The 17,046-nt window shown below is 67.5% G+C and carries 13 protein-coding genes, 1 tRNA gene, 2 rRNA genes and 1 pseudogene (1 of these 17 only partly in view); 14 read left to right on the top strand and 3 right to left on the bottom strand.

The features are described from left to right. The first annotated feature begins 2 nt into the window (after positions 1–2). The 14 genes and pseudogenes from doeB (at position 3) to AB8P05_RS15710 (ending at position 14,886) form a co-directional block, all read left to right on the top strand. Positions 3–1,025 (top strand): N(2)-acetyl-L-2,4-diaminobutanoate deacetylase DoeB, encoded by a 1,023-nt coding sequence (gene doeB / locus AB8P05_RS15775; protein ID WP_472760011.1) that lies wholly within the window; start codon positions 3–5, stop codon positions 1,023–1,025. Positions 1,026–1,162: 137 nt separating this feature from the next. Beyond that, positions 1,163–2,011, top strand: a complete 849-nt coding sequence (gene ehuB, locus AB8P05_RS15770) for an ectoine/hydroxyectoine ABC transporter substrate-binding protein EhuB (RefSeq protein WP_472760010.1) — start codon at positions 1,163–1,165, stop codon at positions 2,009–2,011. Positions 2,012–2,318: 307 nt separating this feature from the next. After that, positions 2,319–3,266, top strand: coding sequence for a flavin reductase family protein (locus AB8P05_RS15765; RefSeq protein WP_472760112.1), 948 nt, complete (start codon positions 2,319–2,321; stop codon positions 3,264–3,266). A gap of 37 nt (positions 3,267–3,303) precedes the next feature. After that, the gene (locus tag AB8P05_RS15760; RefSeq protein ID WP_472760009.1) at positions 3,304–4,815 is read left to right on the top strand and encodes an aldehyde dehydrogenase; all 1,512 of its coding nucleotides are present in this window, start codon (positions 3,304–3,306) and stop codon (positions 4,813–4,815) included. 45 nt (positions 4,816–4,860) lie between these two features. Then, positions 4,861–5,976, top strand: coding sequence for an LLM class flavin-dependent oxidoreductase (locus tag AB8P05_RS15755; protein ID WP_472760008.1), 1,116 nt, complete (start codon positions 4,861–4,863; stop codon positions 5,974–5,976). 2 nt (positions 5,977–5,978) lie between these two features. Next, positions 5,979–6,806 carry an alpha/beta fold hydrolase gene (locus tag AB8P05_RS15750; protein WP_472760007.1) on the top strand — a complete coding sequence of 276 codons (828 nt, stop codon included), beginning with the start codon at positions 5,979–5,981 and terminating at the stop codon, positions 6,804–6,806. Then, positions 6,799–7,197: a carboxymuconolactone decarboxylase family protein gene (locus tag AB8P05_RS15745; RefSeq protein WP_472760006.1), complete on the top strand. Its 399-nt coding sequence runs from the start codon at positions 6,799–6,801 to the stop codon at positions 7,195–7,197. The genes AB8P05_RS15750 and AB8P05_RS15745 overlap by 8 nt, the downstream gene beginning before the upstream one ends. Next, a complete protein-coding gene (locus AB8P05_RS15740; protein ID WP_109050212.1) occupies positions 7,194–7,508 on the top strand; it encodes an NIPSNAP family protein in 315 nt (104 codons plus the stop codon). Before AB8P05_RS15745 ends, AB8P05_RS15740 begins: the two co-directional genes overlap by 4 nt. Positions 7,509–7,665: 157 nt before the next feature. Beyond that, positions 7,666–8,826, top strand: a pseudogene (locus AB8P05_RS15735) (quaternary amine ABC transporter ATP-binding protein); the annotation flags it as partial. Between the two features lie 42 nt (positions 8,827–8,868). Then, positions 8,869–9,831 carry an ABC transporter permease gene (locus tag AB8P05_RS15730; RefSeq protein WP_472760111.1) on the top strand — a complete coding sequence of 321 codons (963 nt, stop codon included), beginning with the start codon at positions 8,869–8,871 and terminating at the stop codon, positions 9,829–9,831. A gap of 89 nt (positions 9,832–9,920) precedes the next feature. Next, positions 9,921–10,958 (top strand): glycine betaine/L-proline ABC transporter substrate-binding protein ProX, encoded by a 1,038-nt coding sequence (gene proX / locus AB8P05_RS15725; protein WP_472760005.1) that lies wholly within the window; start codon positions 9,921–9,923, stop codon positions 10,956–10,958. Between the two features lie 102 nt (positions 10,959–11,060). After that, a complete protein-coding gene (locus AB8P05_RS15720; RefSeq protein WP_472760110.1) occupies positions 11,061–11,669 on the top strand; it encodes an amino acid synthesis family protein in 609 nt (202 codons plus the stop codon). 67 nt (positions 11,670–11,736) lie between these two features. After that, a complete protein-coding gene (locus AB8P05_RS15715) occupies positions 11,737–13,011 on the top strand; it encodes an MFS transporter (protein WP_472760004.1) in 1,275 nt (424 codons plus the stop codon). Between the two features lie 81 nt (positions 13,012–13,092). Beyond that, positions 13,093–14,886, top strand: a complete 1,794-nt coding sequence (locus tag AB8P05_RS15710; protein ID WP_472760003.1) for a helix-turn-helix domain-containing protein — start codon at positions 13,093–13,095, stop codon at positions 14,884–14,886. A gap of 179 nt (positions 14,887–15,065) precedes the next feature. Here the strand turns inward: AB8P05_RS15710 and AB8P05_RS15705 are convergent. The 3 genes from AB8P05_RS15705 to AB8P05_RS15695 all read right to left on the bottom strand — a co-directional run. Continuing rightward, positions 15,066–15,142 (bottom strand) — tRNA-Met (locus AB8P05_RS15705). Positions 15,143–15,220: 78 nt separating this feature from the next. Next, positions 15,221–15,336: ribosomal RNA gene (gene rrf, locus AB8P05_RS15700) — 5S ribosomal RNA — on the bottom strand. A gap of 129 nt (positions 15,337–15,465) precedes the next feature. After that, positions 15,466–17,046: ribosomal RNA gene (locus tag AB8P05_RS15695) — 23S ribosomal RNA — on the bottom strand; it runs 1,164 nt beyond the window's last position.

Here is a 17,046-nt window from a genome sequence, read left to right as displayed (position 1 = left end):
CCATGGCGCCCGTCACACTTGCCCCCTCCCCGGTAACCCCGACGGTCGATTTCGGCCGCGACGGTGTGCAGCACGGCTTTCTGCGGCTGCCCTACAGCCGAGACGATTCGGCCTGGGGGTCCGTGATGATCCCGGTCACCGTGGTGCGCAACGGCAGCGGGCCGACCGCCCTCTTGACCGGCGCCAACCATGGCGACGAGTACGAGGGCGCGGTCGCCCTGTTCGACCTCGCCCAGACGCTGACCGCCGACCGGGTCGCTGGCCGCGTCATCATCGTCCCGGCGATGAACTATCCGGCCTTCCAGGCGGGAACCCGAACCTCGCCCATCGACAGGGGCAACCTGAACCGCAGCTTTCCCGGCCGCCCCGACGGCACGGTGACGCAGAAGATCGCCGATTACTTCGCCCGCGAACTCCTGCCGCTGGCCGATCTGGTGATGGACATCCATTCCGGCGGCCGGACGCTGGACTTCGTTCCCTTCGCCGCCGCCCACATCCTGCCCGACAAGGATCAGGAGGCGCGTTGCTTCGCCGCAGTGGCCGCATTCGCCGCGCCCTATTCCATGCGGATGCTGGAGATCGACGCGGTCGGCATGTACGACACCGCGGCGGAGGAGCTGGGCAAGACCTTCGTCACCACCGAACTCGGCGGCGGCGGCACCGGCCGGGCGGAGACCATCGCCATCGCCAAGCGCGGCGTCCGCAACGTCCTGCGCCACGCCGGGATCCTGACGGACGGGGCGCCGGAGAACGGCCAACCCGCAGAGGCGAGCCGCTGGCTCGACATGCCGTCGGCCGACTGTTTCCGCTTCGCCGAGGACAACGGCCTGATCGAGGCCTGCGTCGATCTCGGCCAGCCGGTGCGGAAAGGCGATCTGCTGGCCCGCATCCACCCCATCGGCCGCACCGGACTGGCGCCGGCAGAGTACCGCGCGGCGCTGGACGGCATCCTGGCGGCCCGCCATTTCCCGGGCCTCGTCAAGGCCGGCGACTGCATCGCGGTGGTCGGTACGGTCGGAATCTGACCGCCGCCTATGGGAACCCGCCAAGGAAGAAGGCGGGCATGCAGAAGAACGGTATCGACACCGACAGAACAGGGGCCGGCGCTCCGACTGGGACGCCGGCCGGGCACTCACCACGTCACGAAAGAGGGACGGCCGACATGAAACACTTCAAGATCGCCCAAAGCTTCGGCATCGCCGCCGCGACACTCCTGACGCTCGCCGCACCGGCCTTCGCCGCCGATACGCTGGAGACGTTGCGCGAACAGGGATTTGCCCGTATCGGCATCGCCAACGAACCACCCTACACCGCCGTCAAGCCGGACGGCACCGTGTCGGGTGCCGCCCCCGACGTTGCCCGCGCGGTGATGAAGAAGCTGGGGGTCAACGACGTCGTCGCCTCGATCTCCGAATATGGCGCGATGATCCCCGGCCTGCAGGCCCGCCGCTTCGACGTCGTCACCGCCGGCCTGTTCATGAAGCCGGAACGCTGCAAGGCCGTCGCCTATTCCGAACCGATCCTCTGCGACGCGGAATCCTTCGCCCTGAAGAAGGGCAACCCGCTGAAGCTGACCTCCTACGAGGACATCGCCAAGAACCCGAACGCCAAGATCGGTGCTCCCGGCGGCGGCACCGAGGAGAAGCTGGCGTTGCAGGCCGGGGTGCCGCGCGACCGCGTGATCGTGGTGCCTGACCCACAGAGCGGCCTGAAGATGCTGCAGGACGGCCGCATCGACGTCTATTCGCTGCCGGTCCTGTCGATCCACGATCTGGTCGGCAAGGCCAACGACCCGAACATCGAGGTGGTCGCTCCGGTCAAGGGCGCCCCTGTCTATTGCGACGGCGCCGCCTTCCGCAAGCAGGATACCGCCCTGCGCGACGCCTTCGACAAGGTGCTGGCCGAGATGAAGGCGTCTGGCGAGTTCGCCAGGATCATCGAGCCCTACGGCTTCTCCGCCGAGGCTGCGAAGCAGACCTCCCGCGAAAAGCTCTGCGCCGCATCCAACTGATTGGTCAGGCGGCGCGTGGATTAAAGTCCAACGTTGGCCTGAGCAGGGGCGGGGCAGGAAATCTGCCTCGCCCCTGCTGCATTTCCCTCTTCCCCTAGCCCCCGTCCGCCAGCGATGGCGCCGCCGCGGCAGAGCCCGTTCCTTGGAATCGATGGGACAAAATGTCGCACATTCCTCTGTAGAGGAGGAAGATGGCGGCATCCGCCCGGCGTAGCCTCGTCTTCGTAATGGAAGGGAGGCTGACGTGACATTCTCTTCGAATGACCCATCGCCCATCAATCAAAGGGACCTTCGCAACGCCTTCGGCATGTTCCCGACCGGGGTTACGGTCGTCACCGTGCTCGACGAAGACGGAAATCCCCGTGGGATAACGGCAAATTCCTTCACATCCGTTTCGCTCGACCCGCCTCTGGTCCTTGTCTGTATCGGAAACCGATCGTTCAGCTTTCCGATTTTTTGCAGCACGCCATCCTTCGCCGTAAATCTGCTGCACGAGGGACAGGCCGATGTCTCCAGCCTTTTCGCCTCCCGTTCCCCCGAAAAATTCCAGTCAACCGGCTTCGGCCCGAAACACACCGGCGCCCCGGTCCTGACCGATTGCCTGACCTGGTTCGATTGCACGGTGCACGACCGCGTGACGGCCGGCGACCATCTGATTCTCATCGGCCGCGTGCAGGCCTTCGGCCCAGGCGGGGCCGCTGGCGGGACGGCAGGCCGGACAGCCCCGCTCGGCTTCTGCCGGGGCCGGTACGCGACGGTGCACGAAGCCCCAAACGCCGGTGGAGAGATGCCGCACGGCATGCAGGTCGGCTACCTCGTCGAAGCGGACGACGGCATCCTGCTGCAATCCGACGGGGCGGGCGGCTGGCGCCTGCCGGGCGGCCGCAGCCGCAAGGCCGAACGGGCACTGCCCCTGGCGGACGGCAGCACGCTGCCGCTGCGGCCGGAGGACAGCTTCCTTTATTCGGTCTTCGACGTCGCCGGGCAGGACGCCGGCTGTCTGGTCTATCGCACCCGCCTCGCGGCCGATGCGGCCACCACGGCCCTGCCGCCGGGCCTCCGCTTCTTCGCGCTCGACGCCCTGCCCTTCGAGGCGATGGCGACGCGCGAGACCCGGGCGATGCTGCGCCGCTATGTCCGGGAACGGCAAGCGGACCGCTTCGGCATCTACATCGACTCAAGCGACGGCGGGCGGTTGGCGATGGTCGACGGCCGCCCCTCTCCCTGGCCCGGCGCCCTCGCCGAAAACGGCTGATCCCCCGCCGCCCCTTCACAAAAAATACGAGACCGCGATGCACACCACCTGCAGGTCGCTCGAAGGCACCCGCCGCGCCCTCTATATCGGCGGACGGTTCGTCGAACCGAAAAGCGGCCGCTACATCCCGAGCTACGACCCCACCACCGCCGAGCCCTGGTACGAGTTGGCCGACGCCGGTGCCGAGGACGTCGACACCGCCGTCGCCGCGGCGCGGGCCGCCTTCATCGATCCGGCCTGGCGGCGGATGACCCAGAGCGACCGCGGCAAGCTGGTGCGCCGCCTGGCCGAGCTGATCCTCGCCAACGCCGAGGAGCTGGCGCTGATGGAGACCCGCGACAACGGCAAGCTGATCAAGGAGATGCGCGCCCAGATGCGCGCCATCCCCGACAGCTACGTCTATTTCGCCGGAATGGCCGACAAGCTGCAGGGCGATACCATCCCGGTGAACAAGCTGGACATGCTGAACTTCAACCTGCGCGAACCGCTGGGCGTCGTCGGCATGATCACGCCGTGGAACTCGCCGCTGATGCTGCTGACCGGCACGCTGGCGCCCTGCCTCGCCATTGGCAACACGGTGGTGATCAAGCCGTCGGAACACGCCGCCGCCTCCACCCTGGCGCTGGCCGAGCTGGTCACCGAAGCCGGTTTCCCGGACGGCGTCGTCAATGTGGTGACCGGCGGCGGCGCCACCGCCGGGGAGGCCCTGACCCGCCACCCCGGCATCGCCAAGATCGTCTTCACCGGCAGCACCCAGACCGGCAGCCGCATCGCCGCCAACGCCGCCGCCAACCTCGTGCCCTGCCAGATGGAGCTGGGCGGCAAGTCGCCCCACGTGGTGTTCGGCGACGTGGACATCGAGCGGGCGGTGAACGGCGTGGTCGCCGGGGTCTTCGCTGCAGCCGGGCAGACCTGCGTCGCCGGGTCGCGCTGCTTCGTCGAGGCCGCCATCTACGACCGCTTCGTCGAGGCGCTGGTCGCCCGCACCGGACGCATCGCCGTCGGCCACCCGATGGAGGAGAGCACCGACATCGGCCCGCTCGCCCTGTCGGCGCAGCTCGCCAAGGTCGAGGGCTATGTCGCGTCGGGCCTGCGCGACGGCGCCCGGCTGGCGGCCGGCGGCCGGCGGCCCCAGGCGGCGGGGCTGGAGAAGGGCTGGTACTTCGAGCCGACGGTGCTGGCCGACGCGCGCAACGACATGGGCTTCATGCAGGACGAGATCTTCGGCCCGGTCGTCGGCGTGGTGCCCTTCGCCTCGGAGGACGAGATGATCGCCATGGCGAACGACACCCGTTACGGCTTGGCGTCGGGCATCTGGACCAGCGACATCGACCGCGCGATGCGCTTCGCCACCCGGATCGACGCCGGCACCGTCTGGATCAACACCTACCGCGCCGCCGCCTACATGTCGTCGAACGGCGGCTTCAAGCAGAGCGGCTACGGCCGGCGCGGCGGCTTCGACGTGATGCGCGAGTTCTCGCGGTCGAAGAACGTCGTCATCGATTACTCCGGCGCCATGCAGGACCCCTTCGTCATCCGGCTGCGCTGATCCGCCCCGACCGGGCTTCTCCTCCCCCGAGAAAAGGACAAGGACATGAAGTTCGCCGTCGCGCTTTCCATGGAACGCTTTTCACCCGACACGCCGATGAGCGACGTGGCCAGCACCATGCTGGAGCTGGTGAAGATGGCCGACCAGGGCGGTTTCGAGACCCTGTGGACCGCCGAGCACCACACCATCGAGTGCACGATCTCCCCCAACCCCTTCACCATCCTGACCTGGCTCGCCCAGCACACCGAGCGCATCCGGCTCGGCACCGCCACCATCGTCGCCCCCTACTGGAGCCCGATCCGGCTGGCCGGCGAAGCGGCGCTGTGCGACCACCTGACCGGCGGCCGGCTGGAGTTCGGCATCGCCCGCGGCGCCTACCAGTACGAGTTCGACCGCATGGCCGGCGGCATGCCCCAGCAGGAGGGCGTCGCCTACATGAAGGAGCTGGTGCCGGCGGTTCAGAAGCTATGGGCCGGCGACTACGCCCATGACGGCCATTACTGGAAGTTCCCGCTGGCCACCTCGGTGCCCAAGCCGTTGCAGGCGCCGCACCCGCGCATCTGGGTGGCGGCCCGCGACCCCGGCACCTTCGACTGGGCGGTCGGCATCGGCGCCAGCATCCTGTCGACGCCGCTGGCCGCCCCGGCGGCCGAGATCGCGGTGCTGGGCGAGAAGTTCCGCAAGGCGGTGGCCGACCATCCGGAAGTGCCGCGCCCGCGCTTCATGATGCAGCGCCGCACCTGCTGCTACGAGCGGCCGGAGGAGGCCGAACTGGCGGTGCGGCACAGCATCGACTACGGCCGCAGCTTCGAGAACCTGTTCCAGAACATCGGGACGGTGACCAACGGTTTCCCGACCGCGGTGTCCTATGAAAGCGTCGCCGGCCGCGACAACTACAAGCCGGAGAACGTCCTGAAGAACCTGATGTTCGGCACGCCGGACGAGGTGATCGAGAAGCTGCTGGACTACGAGGCGGCCGGCGTCGACCAGTTCTCGCTCGGACTGTCCTTCAACCTGCCGGTCGAACTCCAGCGCAAGACGCTCGACCTGTTCACCCGCGAGGTGCTGCCGGTCTTCGCCGCGCGCGAACGCGACCGGCAGCGCGAAGAGGAGCATCGCCTTGCCGCAGCAGCGCCGCGCATGGCCGCGGCGGGGCGCTGAGCATGGCCGACTCCCGTCACTTCACGGTCGGGCCGGTGACGCTGAACTACCGGCTCGACGGCCGGGGACCGGAGCCGCTGGTTTGCATCCATGGCGTCGGCTCCTACCTGGAGGCCTGGGACGGCGTGGCGGGGCGGCTCGCCGACCGCTTCACCATTCTGACCTTCGACCTGCGCGGCCATGGCGGCTCCACCCGGATCAAAGGCCGCTACGAGATCGACGATTTCGTCGGCGAGACGCTGGCGCTGGCCGACCATGTCGGGTTCGGCCGCTTCAACCTGGCGGGATTCTCGCTGGGCGGGCTGATCGCCCAGCGCCTGACCCTGACCCATCCGGAGCGCGTCAAGCGGCTGGTGCTGCTGTCCACCGTCGCCGGCCGCAATCCGGAGGAGCGCCGGCGGGTGCTCGATCGTCTGGCGGCCCTGCAGGCCGGGCAGCCGGGCTCGCACTACGACGCCTCGCTGTCGCGCTGGCTGACCGAGGACTTCCAGGAGCGGAACCCGGAGCTGATCCGGGGCCTGCGCGAACGCAACGCCGGGAACGACCCCGACTGCTATGCCGCCGCCTACCGCGTCCTGGCGGAAACCGATTTCGGCGGTTTCCTCGACCAGATCCGCTGCCCGACCCTGATCGCGACCGGGGAGGAGGACATCGGCTCCAACCCGCGCATGGCGCGCACGATGCACGACAGCATCCCCGGCTCGCAACTGCACATCCTGCCCGGCCTGCGCCATTCGATCCTGATCGAGGCGCCGGACGCGGTGGCGGGGCTGATGGGGCGCTTCCTGACGTCCGCCGAGCACCCGAAGGAGATCGCGAGCCATGGATGAGTCCCTGCAACGGGCGGGCGAACGCGTCCGGCGCGACGTGCTCGGCGACGCCTATGTCGACAGCGCGCTGGCGGCGGCCGACGACTTCTCCCGGCCTTTCCAACAGATGGTCAACGAATATTGCTGGGGACAGTGCTGGGCCGACGACGCGCTCGACCGCCGCCAGCGCAGCCTGCTCAACCTCGGCATGATCGCGGCGCTGGGCCGCATGCACGAGTTCGAGCTGCACCTGCGCGGCGCCATCCGCAACGGCCTCTCCGACGCCGAGCTGCAGGCGGCGCTGATCCAGATCGCGGTCTATTGCGGCATTCCCGCCGGCGTCGAGTGCTTCCGCATCGCCCGCAAAATCCGTCAGGAGATCGCCGGGGACGGCACGGGAGGCACGCCATGATCGTCGAGGAACGCATCTACCGCATCCGCTCCGGCAAGCTGCGCGAGTATCTGGCGCTGGTGCAGAGCGAGGGGCTGGCGATCCAGCAGCCGATCCTCGGCAACCTGATCGGCTACTTCGTCAGCGAGATCGGCCCGCTCAACCATGTCGTCCACATGTGGGGCTATGCCGATTTCGAGGACCGCACCGCCCGCCGCCAGCAGCTCTCCGATGATCCGCGCTGGCAAGCCTTCATCCCGAAGCTGGCGGCGCTGATCGAGACGGCGGAAAACCGCATCCTGCTGCCGACCGCCTTCTCGCCCCTGAAGTGACGGAACGGCGGAGTCATGCTCCGGTTCGCAGGAACGATAGGTCGAGAATTCCTTTGTTTCACCGGAAGACAGGAAGACGTGCAAGTCTTCCTAATGGGCACAAGTAAAAATCTTAAAGACAGGGAAAGCCCACCGAACACAACGATGGGAGACGGTTGTGACAGAACGACTGAGGGTAGAGAATCTCTATAAAGTTTTCTCCAAATCTCCCGATCCGGCCCTGCGGATGCTGGCCGCAGGTGCAAAAAAATCCGAAGTTCTGGCAAAAACCGGAATGGTCGTAGGGTTGAACGATGTTTCACTGTCGGTACCGAGCGGCGCCATCTATATGGTGATGGGGCTGTCGGGATCGGGAAAGTCCACCCTGGCCCGCTGCATCAACCGGCTGAACGAACCGAGCGCCGGCCGCATCCTGCTGGACGGCCGCGACATCGTCGCCGCCGGCGAGGCGGAACTCCGCGACATCCGTCGCAAGCGCATCTCCATGGTGTTCCAGCATTTCGCCCTGCTGCCCAACCGCACCGTCGCCGAGAACACCGAGTTCGGCCTGAAGCTCCAGGGGGTCTCACCCCAGGCCCGGCGGCGCCGGGCGGAAGAGGTGCTGTCGATCGTCGGGCTGGCACGCTGGGGCAACCACTACCCCCACGAGCTGAGCGGCGGCATGCGCCAGCGGGTAGGGCTCGCCCGTGCGCTCGCCACCGATGCCGACGTGCTGATCATGGACGAGGCGTTCAGCGCGCTCGACCCGCTGATCCGCACCGAGATGCAGGACGAGCTGCTGCGCCTCCAGCGCACGCTGAAGAAGACCATCCTGTTCATCACCCACGATTTCCAGGAGGCGCTGAAGCTCGGCACGCGGATCGCCATCATGGCCGACGGTGAGCTGGTCCGCGAAGGCACCCCCCAGTCGATCGTGCTGGAGCCGGGCAGCGACTATGTCTCCGCCTTCACCCGCGAGGTCGACCGCTCGCGCCTGTTCGACGCCCGCTGGGCGATGACCCCGGTGCAGCCGGTCCCGCTGGCCGCCGGGCTGTGCCTCGTCGAGACGGCCGACGGCGGCGGGCTGGTTCTCGACGACGGCGGCCATGTCGTCGGCGCGCTCGACGCCGGCACGCTGCGGGGTCTGCGCGACGCCGCCGGCTGCGGGAATGCCGACCTCGGAAACAGCGGTCTCGGCGCCCTGCGCAAGGACTTCGTCACGGTGCGAGAGTGCGACAGCCTCCTCGACGCCGCCCGTGCCCACCGGGCCGGACGGCCGATGGCGGTGGTCGACGAGGAGGGCCGGCTGACCGGCACGCTCGCCGCCGACCGCATCCTGGCGGGCATCGGCGCCGCCCCCCTCATCCAGCGGGAGGCCTGCATGCTTGACGCGAACGACCTCAACGTCTTTCCGGTCGACGCCTGGATCCAGGACAGCGTCGCATGGATCGCGCTGAACCTGCGCCCGCTCTTCCTCGCCATCAAATGGCCGGTCGAGTATGTGCTGACCCTCAACATCTTCCTGCTCCAGGAAATCCCCTTCCTCGCCATCGTGGCGGTGGCGGTGCTGCTGGCCTGGCGGCTGGCCAGCCTGGGGGTCGCCTGCTTCAGCGCCGTCGCCCTGGTCGCCATCGCCGCGCTGGGCGTCTGGTCGGAGGCGATGACCACCCTGTCGCTGATCACCACCGCCATCGTCATCTGCGCGGCCATCGGCATCCCGATCGGCATCGGCTGCGCCCGCAGCGACCGGATGTGGGGCGTTGTCCGCCCGATCCTCGACATCATGCAGACCACCCCGACCTTCGTGTATCTGGTGCCGGTGGTGATGCTGTTCGGCGTCGGCACGGTGCCGGGCGAGGTGGCGGTGGTGACGGCGGCGGCCCCGCCGCTGATCCGCTTCACCAACCTCGGCATCCGCATGGTCGAAACCGAGATGGTCGAGGCCGGCCTCGCCTTCGGCGCCACCAAGCGGCAACTGCTGTGGGAGGTCCAGCTTCCGCTGGCCGTGCCGACCATCCTCGGCGGCCTGAACCAGACGGTGCTGACCGCGATGGTGATGTCGGTCGTCGTCGCCATGATCGGCGCAGAAGGGCTCGGGCTGGTGGTGCTCCAGGGCCTCGGGCGGCTCGACGTCGGCCGCGCCGCGGTGGGCGGCATCGCCATCGTCCTGCTGGCGATGATGCTCGACCGCATCACCCAGAAGCTGGCCCAGCCCGGCGGCCCCGGCGGACGCCCGCTGCTCCGCAGCCTGCGCGCCCTCGTCCGCTCCGGTCGGCCGGCGGACGACAAGGCGGTCGCCCGCCCGGCCACCTCCAATCCGGCGATCTCCAGTCCGGACCAGTGATCCCGACCTTGGTCCCGGCCCTGATCCGGTCCCCGACCCGCGCCCCGTTCCGCCTGAATCCCGTCCCGACCCCGATTGAGGAAACCGCCATGCCCTTCTTCACCAAGTCGGTCGCCAAGTCCCTCTCCGTCGCCGCCTTCCTCGCCGCGGCCTGCGTCCAGCCGTCTCTGGCCGCCGACCAGCCCGGCAAGGGCAAGACCATCCGCTACGCCCAGTCGGACAGCCTCGGCGCCAACTACGTCACCGCCCAGATCGTCACCGCCGCCTTCAAGGAACTCGGCTATTCGGTCAAGCTCAGCACGCTGAGCACCACCCTGTTCTTCCAGGCGGCGGCACAGGGCGACCTCGACATCGCCACCGACATCAACTTCCCGCAGCGCGAGCCCGCCTTCCGCAAGGTGGAGCAGCAGGCGACCATCGTCGGCGGCGGCCTGATCAAGGAGGGCGGGGTCAACGGCTACCTGATCGACAAGAAGACGGCCGACGCCCACCACATCACCTCGCTGGAACAGATGAAGGACCCGAAGATCGCCGCGCTGTTCGGCAAGGGCGGCAAGGCGGATCTGGTCAACTGCGACCCCGGCTGGAGCTGCGGCGACGTGGTGGACTTCCAGCTCGACAAGTTCGGCCTGAAGGACACGGTGAACTCGGTGCGCGGCAAGTACGAGCCGCTGATGGTGGAGGCGGTCGCCCGCGTCCGCCGCGGCGAGCCCGCCTTCTTCTATGCCTGGAGCCCGTCCTGGGTCACCAACACGCTGGTCCCCGGCAAGGACGTGGTCTGGCTGCCCACCCCATTCGACGCGCTGCCCGCCTCGGTCCCCAACAAGGGCACGGCGCTGGTCAACGGCGTGTCGGGCTGCGCCGGCGGCGCCGACCCCTGCCGGATGGCCATGGCCTCCTGGAACTGGAACACCGTCGCCAACCGGGACTTCATCGCCGCCAACCCGGCGGTGAAGGCGCTGGTCGAAAACATCGGCTTCCCGCTGCAGACCTGGGCCGCCTGGGAGCGCAGCATCAGCGAGAAGGGCGCCAGCGACAGCCACATCCGCGCGCTCGCCCAGGAGTGGCTTTCCGCCAACAAGCCGACCTTCGAGCAGTGGGTCGCCAGCGCCAAGGCAGCGAGCTGACCGCCCGCGAACGCTCCCCATTCCCCACTCCCGACGCCGCCGGCTGACCCCGCGGTCCGGCCGGCGCCGGGGACCGGACATCAGAGAATCGGACAGGACATGATGGACATCGGACTGCGCAAGATCTCCACCTTCATCGAGGAGACCATCGTCGAGGGCGGCAAGCCGGCCGAAAGGCCGATCACGTCGGTCGTCGTCGCCGCCGTGCTGCGCAATCCCTGGGCCGGCCAGGGCTTCGTCGAGAATTTGCGGCCGGAGATCCTGCGGGTGGCACCGGTGCTGGGGGCGGAGATGACGCGGCGACTGGTCGCCCTGATGCCGGCCGTGCGCATCGAGGCCTACGGCAAGGCCGCGTCGGTCGGCGTCAACGGCGAGGTCGAGCACGCCTCCGCCCTGATCCACACGCTGCGCTTCGGCAACATGTTCCGCGAAGCGGCGCAGGGGACCACCTTCCTCAGCTTCACCAACACCCGCAACGCCGCGGGCGCCCTGCTCGCCCTGCCCATGATCCACAAGACCGAGACCGGCAAGCGGGCGCATTTCCTGACCGCCAATTTCCAGGTCCCCGACGCCCCCGGTCCCGACGAGCTGCTGGTCGCCATCGGCGCGTCGGACGGCAGCCGCGCCCACCCACGCATCGGCGACCGCTTCCTCGACATGGAGGAGATGGAGGCGGAAAAGGCGGGCTCGCTCGCCTCCGCCCGGACATGAGCCGGCCGATGGTGCCGGCATTGCTTCCGCCGGCCGACCGGGACCGTCATCGGGAACGCTGCGATTGATGCCGCCGTTGCTGCCGGTGATGGCGGCCGCCATCCTGCTGCAGGCCGGCAACGGGCTGCTCCAGGCCCTGCTTCCGCTGCGCATGCAGGCGCAGGGTCTGTCGGCGGCCGACATCGGCATGGTGGCATCCGCCTACGGCGTCGGCTTCGCCGCCGGCTGCCTGGCGGCGCCCAGGGTCGTCCGCCGGCTCGGCTTTGTCCGTGCCTATGCAGGGCTGGCGGCGCTGATGGCGATCCTCGCCCTGGCCCTGCCGTTGGCCGGCGGCAGCGTCGGCTGGGTCCTGCTGCGCGCGCTGACAGGCGTCGGCTTCGCAGGGCTGTTCACGGTGATCGAGGGGTGGATCGGCGCCGGAGCGCAGGACGGCAACCGCGGACGGCTCCTGGCGGTCTATATGGTCACCACCAAGCTGGCGCTGATGGCCGGCCCCCTCCTCCTCGACCCCGGCGGCGACCAGCCCTTCCGGCTGCTGATCCTGCTGATCCTGCTGTCGGTTCTGCCGGTCGCCGTCACCCGGCCGGTCCGCCCGGCCCTGCCGACCGCCGTCTCTCTCGACCTGCGCGGACTGTTCAGACTGGCGCCGTCGGCCCTGGTCGGCTGCTTCGTGGTCGGCGTGGTGACCGGCACGATGATCGCGTTCGCCCCGCTGTACGGGCTGCGCACCGGCCTGTCCGAACCGGCCGCCGCCGCCCTGCTCGTCGCTCTCCAGGGCGGCAGCCTTCTCGCCCAATGGCCGCTCGGCGCGCTGTCGGACCGGCGGGACCGCCGCGTCGTGATCGCGGCGGTGGCGGCGGCCGGCGCCGCCCTGTCCGCCGGGCTGGCGCTGCTGCCGTCCGGCAGTCCGGTCTGGCTGGTATGGACGGGGTTCGCGCTGTGGGGCAGCCAAGTCCTGTGCATCTACGCCCTGTGCGTCGCCCACGCCTGCGACGTGGTGCCGCCGGGCCGCATCGTCCCGACTGTCAGCGGCCTGCTGGTGGTCTGGGCCGCCGGAGCGATGGTCGGACCGGTGCCGGGCGCCCTGCTGATGGACAGGGTCGGCCCGTCGGGCCTGTTCGTCTACGCTGCCGTCGGCTGCACCGCGCTGGCCGGCTTCGTCCTGATCCGCCGCGCCTTGCGGGAGCGGGATCAGGCGCCCGGCCGGCCGGCCTTCCGCCCGCTGCCGCCCGACAGCCTGACCGGTGCGGCGATCTCCGGCCCCCGACCGGCTATTGAGCCCTCCGGGATCGAGCATTCCACCATCGAGCCGCCGGGTGCCGGGCCGTCGGCAAGGCGCTGACGTTCCGCTTTTTCCGAGCGCCGCCATCGGGTTAGAGTCGGTCGAAACCGGGCCTGTGCCCATCCGTTCGGTGGAGGAACATTGGTCGAGACGTCGCGTATCCAGTCGCTGCGCGTGGTGGCGAGCCTGATCAATTCGGGCGGGGATTTGGCGACGGTGCTGCAGCGCCTTGTCCTGGCCGCCTGCCGGCATGCCAACTGGTCGATGGGGTCGATCATGGCGGTCGATGTCGAGCATGGCTACGCCCTGGTCGTCGTCCGCCACGACCCGACGCTGATCCAGCGCCCACTGCCCGACCGCTGGGAACTGGCGACCAGCCCGTCTCTGGTCGCCCTGCGGCGGAACGAGCCGGTCTTCATCCCCGATGCCCGGGTGTCGGAGGAGTTTCCCGGCTATCGCCGGGAGGCGTTCGAGCGCGACTACCACAGCGTGCTGGTCGTGCCGATGAACTGCACCGACGACAGCGGCCGGCCGCTGGTGCTGAGCGTCGTGTCCCGCGGCATCATCGAGGTGAGCGAAGAGGATCTGGCCTTCATCGGCATGATCGTCCAGCTCGGCGAGATCGCGGTGGAGCGCCAGCATCGTCTGCGTGCCGAGACCCTGGCCGCCGAACGCCTGCAGCGGGCGCTGGAGGTGAATACCTCGCTGTTGCGGCAAGCGCTGGAGGACGGGGCGATGGCCTCCCTTCTGCCCCGCATCCGCGACCTGCTGCCCTACTCCATCGTCATCGTCGACTTCACCGCCAACCTCGTTACCGCCGACCGGGCGCCTTGCGGCAGCGACATCGGCGACGCCGATTGGCAGGCAGCGGTCGCGGCCGACCTCGGTCCGTCGATCATGAAGGCGGCGCGCGATGCGATCGACCATCCCCCCGCCACCGAGGCGACCCTGTTCTGGGAAGTCGGCGGCAAACGCATCCGTACGGCGCCGCGCATCGACCCGCTGACCGCCGACGGCGAGGTGGTCGGCGCGCTGATGATCTTTCCCGGTCCGCAGCCTTACGGCCAAGCCGATCAGCTTCTGCTCGACGGCATCAAGCACGCTCTCGGCATTCAGATGCTGCGCAACGTCATCCGCTTTCGCTACGAGAACCGGACATTGACCGACCTGTTCCTGGAACTGGTGGAGCGGCGGTGGCGGGATCACCGTGACATCGGACAACGCGCGCTTCGGCTCGGCCTCAACCTTGATCTGCCGACCCAGATGATCGTGGTCGGGCTGCCCGGCCGCAGTCCAAGGGCGGTGAGTGCCGCGGCCGACCTCCACCTCCCGGTCCAGCGGCTTCTGTCGCTGCACGGGGTCACCGGCACGCTCGTCACCGTTCCGGCCGGACTGGTCTGCCTCATTCCTGCCGTCGACGAGCGGAGCCATGGACCGGTCAAGCGGCTGATGGCGCAGATCGCGCGGTCCGTCGCCGACATCCTGCATGCCGAACCGTTCGTCGTGTTGACGAGCCGCTGTGCGGCCCCGCCGGACTATGCGGAGGCGTGGGAACGTTCCTGGCGGATGATCCGGATCGCCGAGGAGTTCGGCCGCCCCGGTGTCCTCGATGCCCGGCAGTTCGGCCCACTGCCCATGCTGCTGGCGGCAGCGAACACCCACGAGGTGCGCGGCTACGTCGCCGACAGCATCGGCGCCCTCATCGAGTACGACCGCCAGCATGGTACGCCTTATCTGGAGACGCTTTCCGCCTATCTGAAGACGGGGTGCCGCACCAAGGCCTGTTCCGACCAGCTTGGCGTACACGTCACCACCCTGCGCTATCGGCTGACACGCATCGCAGAGCTGTTCGGCATCGATGTCGAAAGCCCGGATCGTCGCTTCTCGGTCGAGCTCGCCATTCACTTGAGCGGGGTTATCGACAGGTCTACCTGATCTTCGAAGGGTTCCGTCAGTTCTCGCACCGGTCCTGGCGAGCAGGCGCGATGCGGCCGGCTTCCGGGGCGGAACCCCACCGCGCCCGCCCCTTCGCAGCTGCCGTCTTGAAGCATGCGACGCTTCGGACCCGAAACGCCGACAGCCCGCCTCGTTGGAGGCGGGCTGTCAACTGTCAGTGGTTGCGGGGGCAGGATTTGAACCTGCGGCCTTCAGGTTATGAGCCTGACGAGCTACCGGGCTGCTCCACCCCGCGGATGTCTCTTCTATGGATGATGGATCGTGTCGATGCCAGCGTATGTGCTTCGAGTTTAGCGTCTCTTGAGCCTGAGTGACCTGGCGGCGACCTACTCTCCCACGTCTTAAGACGCAGTACCATTGGCGCGGAGGCTTTTCACGGCCGAGTTCGGGATGGGATCGGGTGTTTGACACCTCGCCATGACCACCAGGTCACCAAGGCTCAAGACCGACGCTATCCGAAGCGTATCGCTGTTCAGTGCAAGTGAGGTCGAGGATGTATCGAACTGCGGTGTGTGCGTCAAGCAGGCTTGCTGCTGCGCATGGCGCGGTTTGTGGAGTGAGATCAAGCCGATCGAGCGATTAGTAAGGCTTAGCTTCAGACATTGCTGCCCGTCCACATGCCTCCTATCGACGTGATGGTCTGTCACGGCTCTCAAGGGAGCTCTGGTTTAGAGGTGGGTTTCCCGCTTAGATGCTTTCAGCGGTTATCCCGTCCATACTTAGCTACCCGGCCATGCCACTGGCGTGACAACCGGTGCACCAGAGGTATGTCCATCCCGGTCCTCTCGTACTAGGGACAGATCCTCGCAAAACTCCGACACCCACGGCAGATAGGGACCGAACTGTCTCACGACGTTCTAAACCCAGCTCACGTACCACTTTAATCGGCGAACAGCCGAACCCTTGGGACCTGCTCCAGCCCCAGGATGTGATGAGCCGACATCGAGGTGCCAAACGACTCCGTCGATATGGACTCTTGGGAGTCATCAGCCTGTTATCCCCGGCGTACCTTTTATCCGTTGAGCGATGGCCCGTCCACGTGGAGCCACCGGATCACTATGGCCGACTTTCGTCTCTGCTCGACTTGTCAGTCTTGCAGTCAGGCGGGCTTATGCCATTGCACTCGACGAGCGATTTCCGACCGCTCTGAGCCCACCATCGCGCGCCTCCGTTACACTTTGGGAGGCGACCGCCCCAGTCAAACTACCCGCCATGCAGGGTCCCGGACCCGGATCACGGGCCACGGTTAGATGCCAGAGACTTCAAGGGTGGTATTTCAAGGATGGCTCCACACGAGCTGGCGCCCATGCTTCCAAGCCTCCCACCTATCCTACACATGAAGTCCCTAGCACCACTGCAAAGCTGTAGTAAAGGTGCACGGGGTCTTTCCGTCTGACCGCGGGAACTCCGCATCTTCACGGAGAGTTCAATTTCGCTGAGTTGGTGTTGGAGACAGCGGGGAAGTCGTTACGCCATTCGTGCAGGTCGGAACTTACCCGACAAGGAATTTCGCTACCTTAGGACCGTTATAGTTACGGCCGCCGTTTACCGGGGCTTCAATTCAAGGCTTGCACCTCTCCTCTTAACCTTCCGGCACCGGGCAGGCGTCAGACCCTATACGTCGCCTTGTGTGGCTTCGCAGAGCCCTGTGTTTTTAGTAAACAGTCGCTACCCCCTGGTCTGTGCCCCCCGCCATGGCTTGCGCCACAACGGGGCCCTCTTCTTCCGAAGTTACGAGGGCAATTTGCCGAGTTCCTTCAACACCATTCTCTCAAGCGCCTGGGTATACTCTACCAGTCCACCTGTGTCGGTTTGGGGTACGGTCTATACGGCGGGGCTATTTCCTGGAACCGGTCCACAGCACGATCAATCCGATAAGATCGTACACGCTTTCCGATCCGTCACCTCCGCCAGGCCCACGACTATTAACGTGGTTCCCATCGACTACGCCTTTCGGCCTCGCCTTAGGGGCCGGCTCACCCTGCGTGGATTAACCTTGCGCAGGAACCCTTGGACTTTCGGCGACAGTGTTTCTCACACTGTTTGTCGCTACTCATGTCAGCATTCTCACTTCCGATACCTCCAGGCGGCCTCACGGACACCCTTCGCAGGCTTACGGAACGCTCCGCTACCACGCGA

It is taken from the genome of Azospirillum sp. VT-I1 (assembly GCF_055698305.1).
This window is presented reverse-complemented; position numbering and strand designations above follow the sequence as displayed.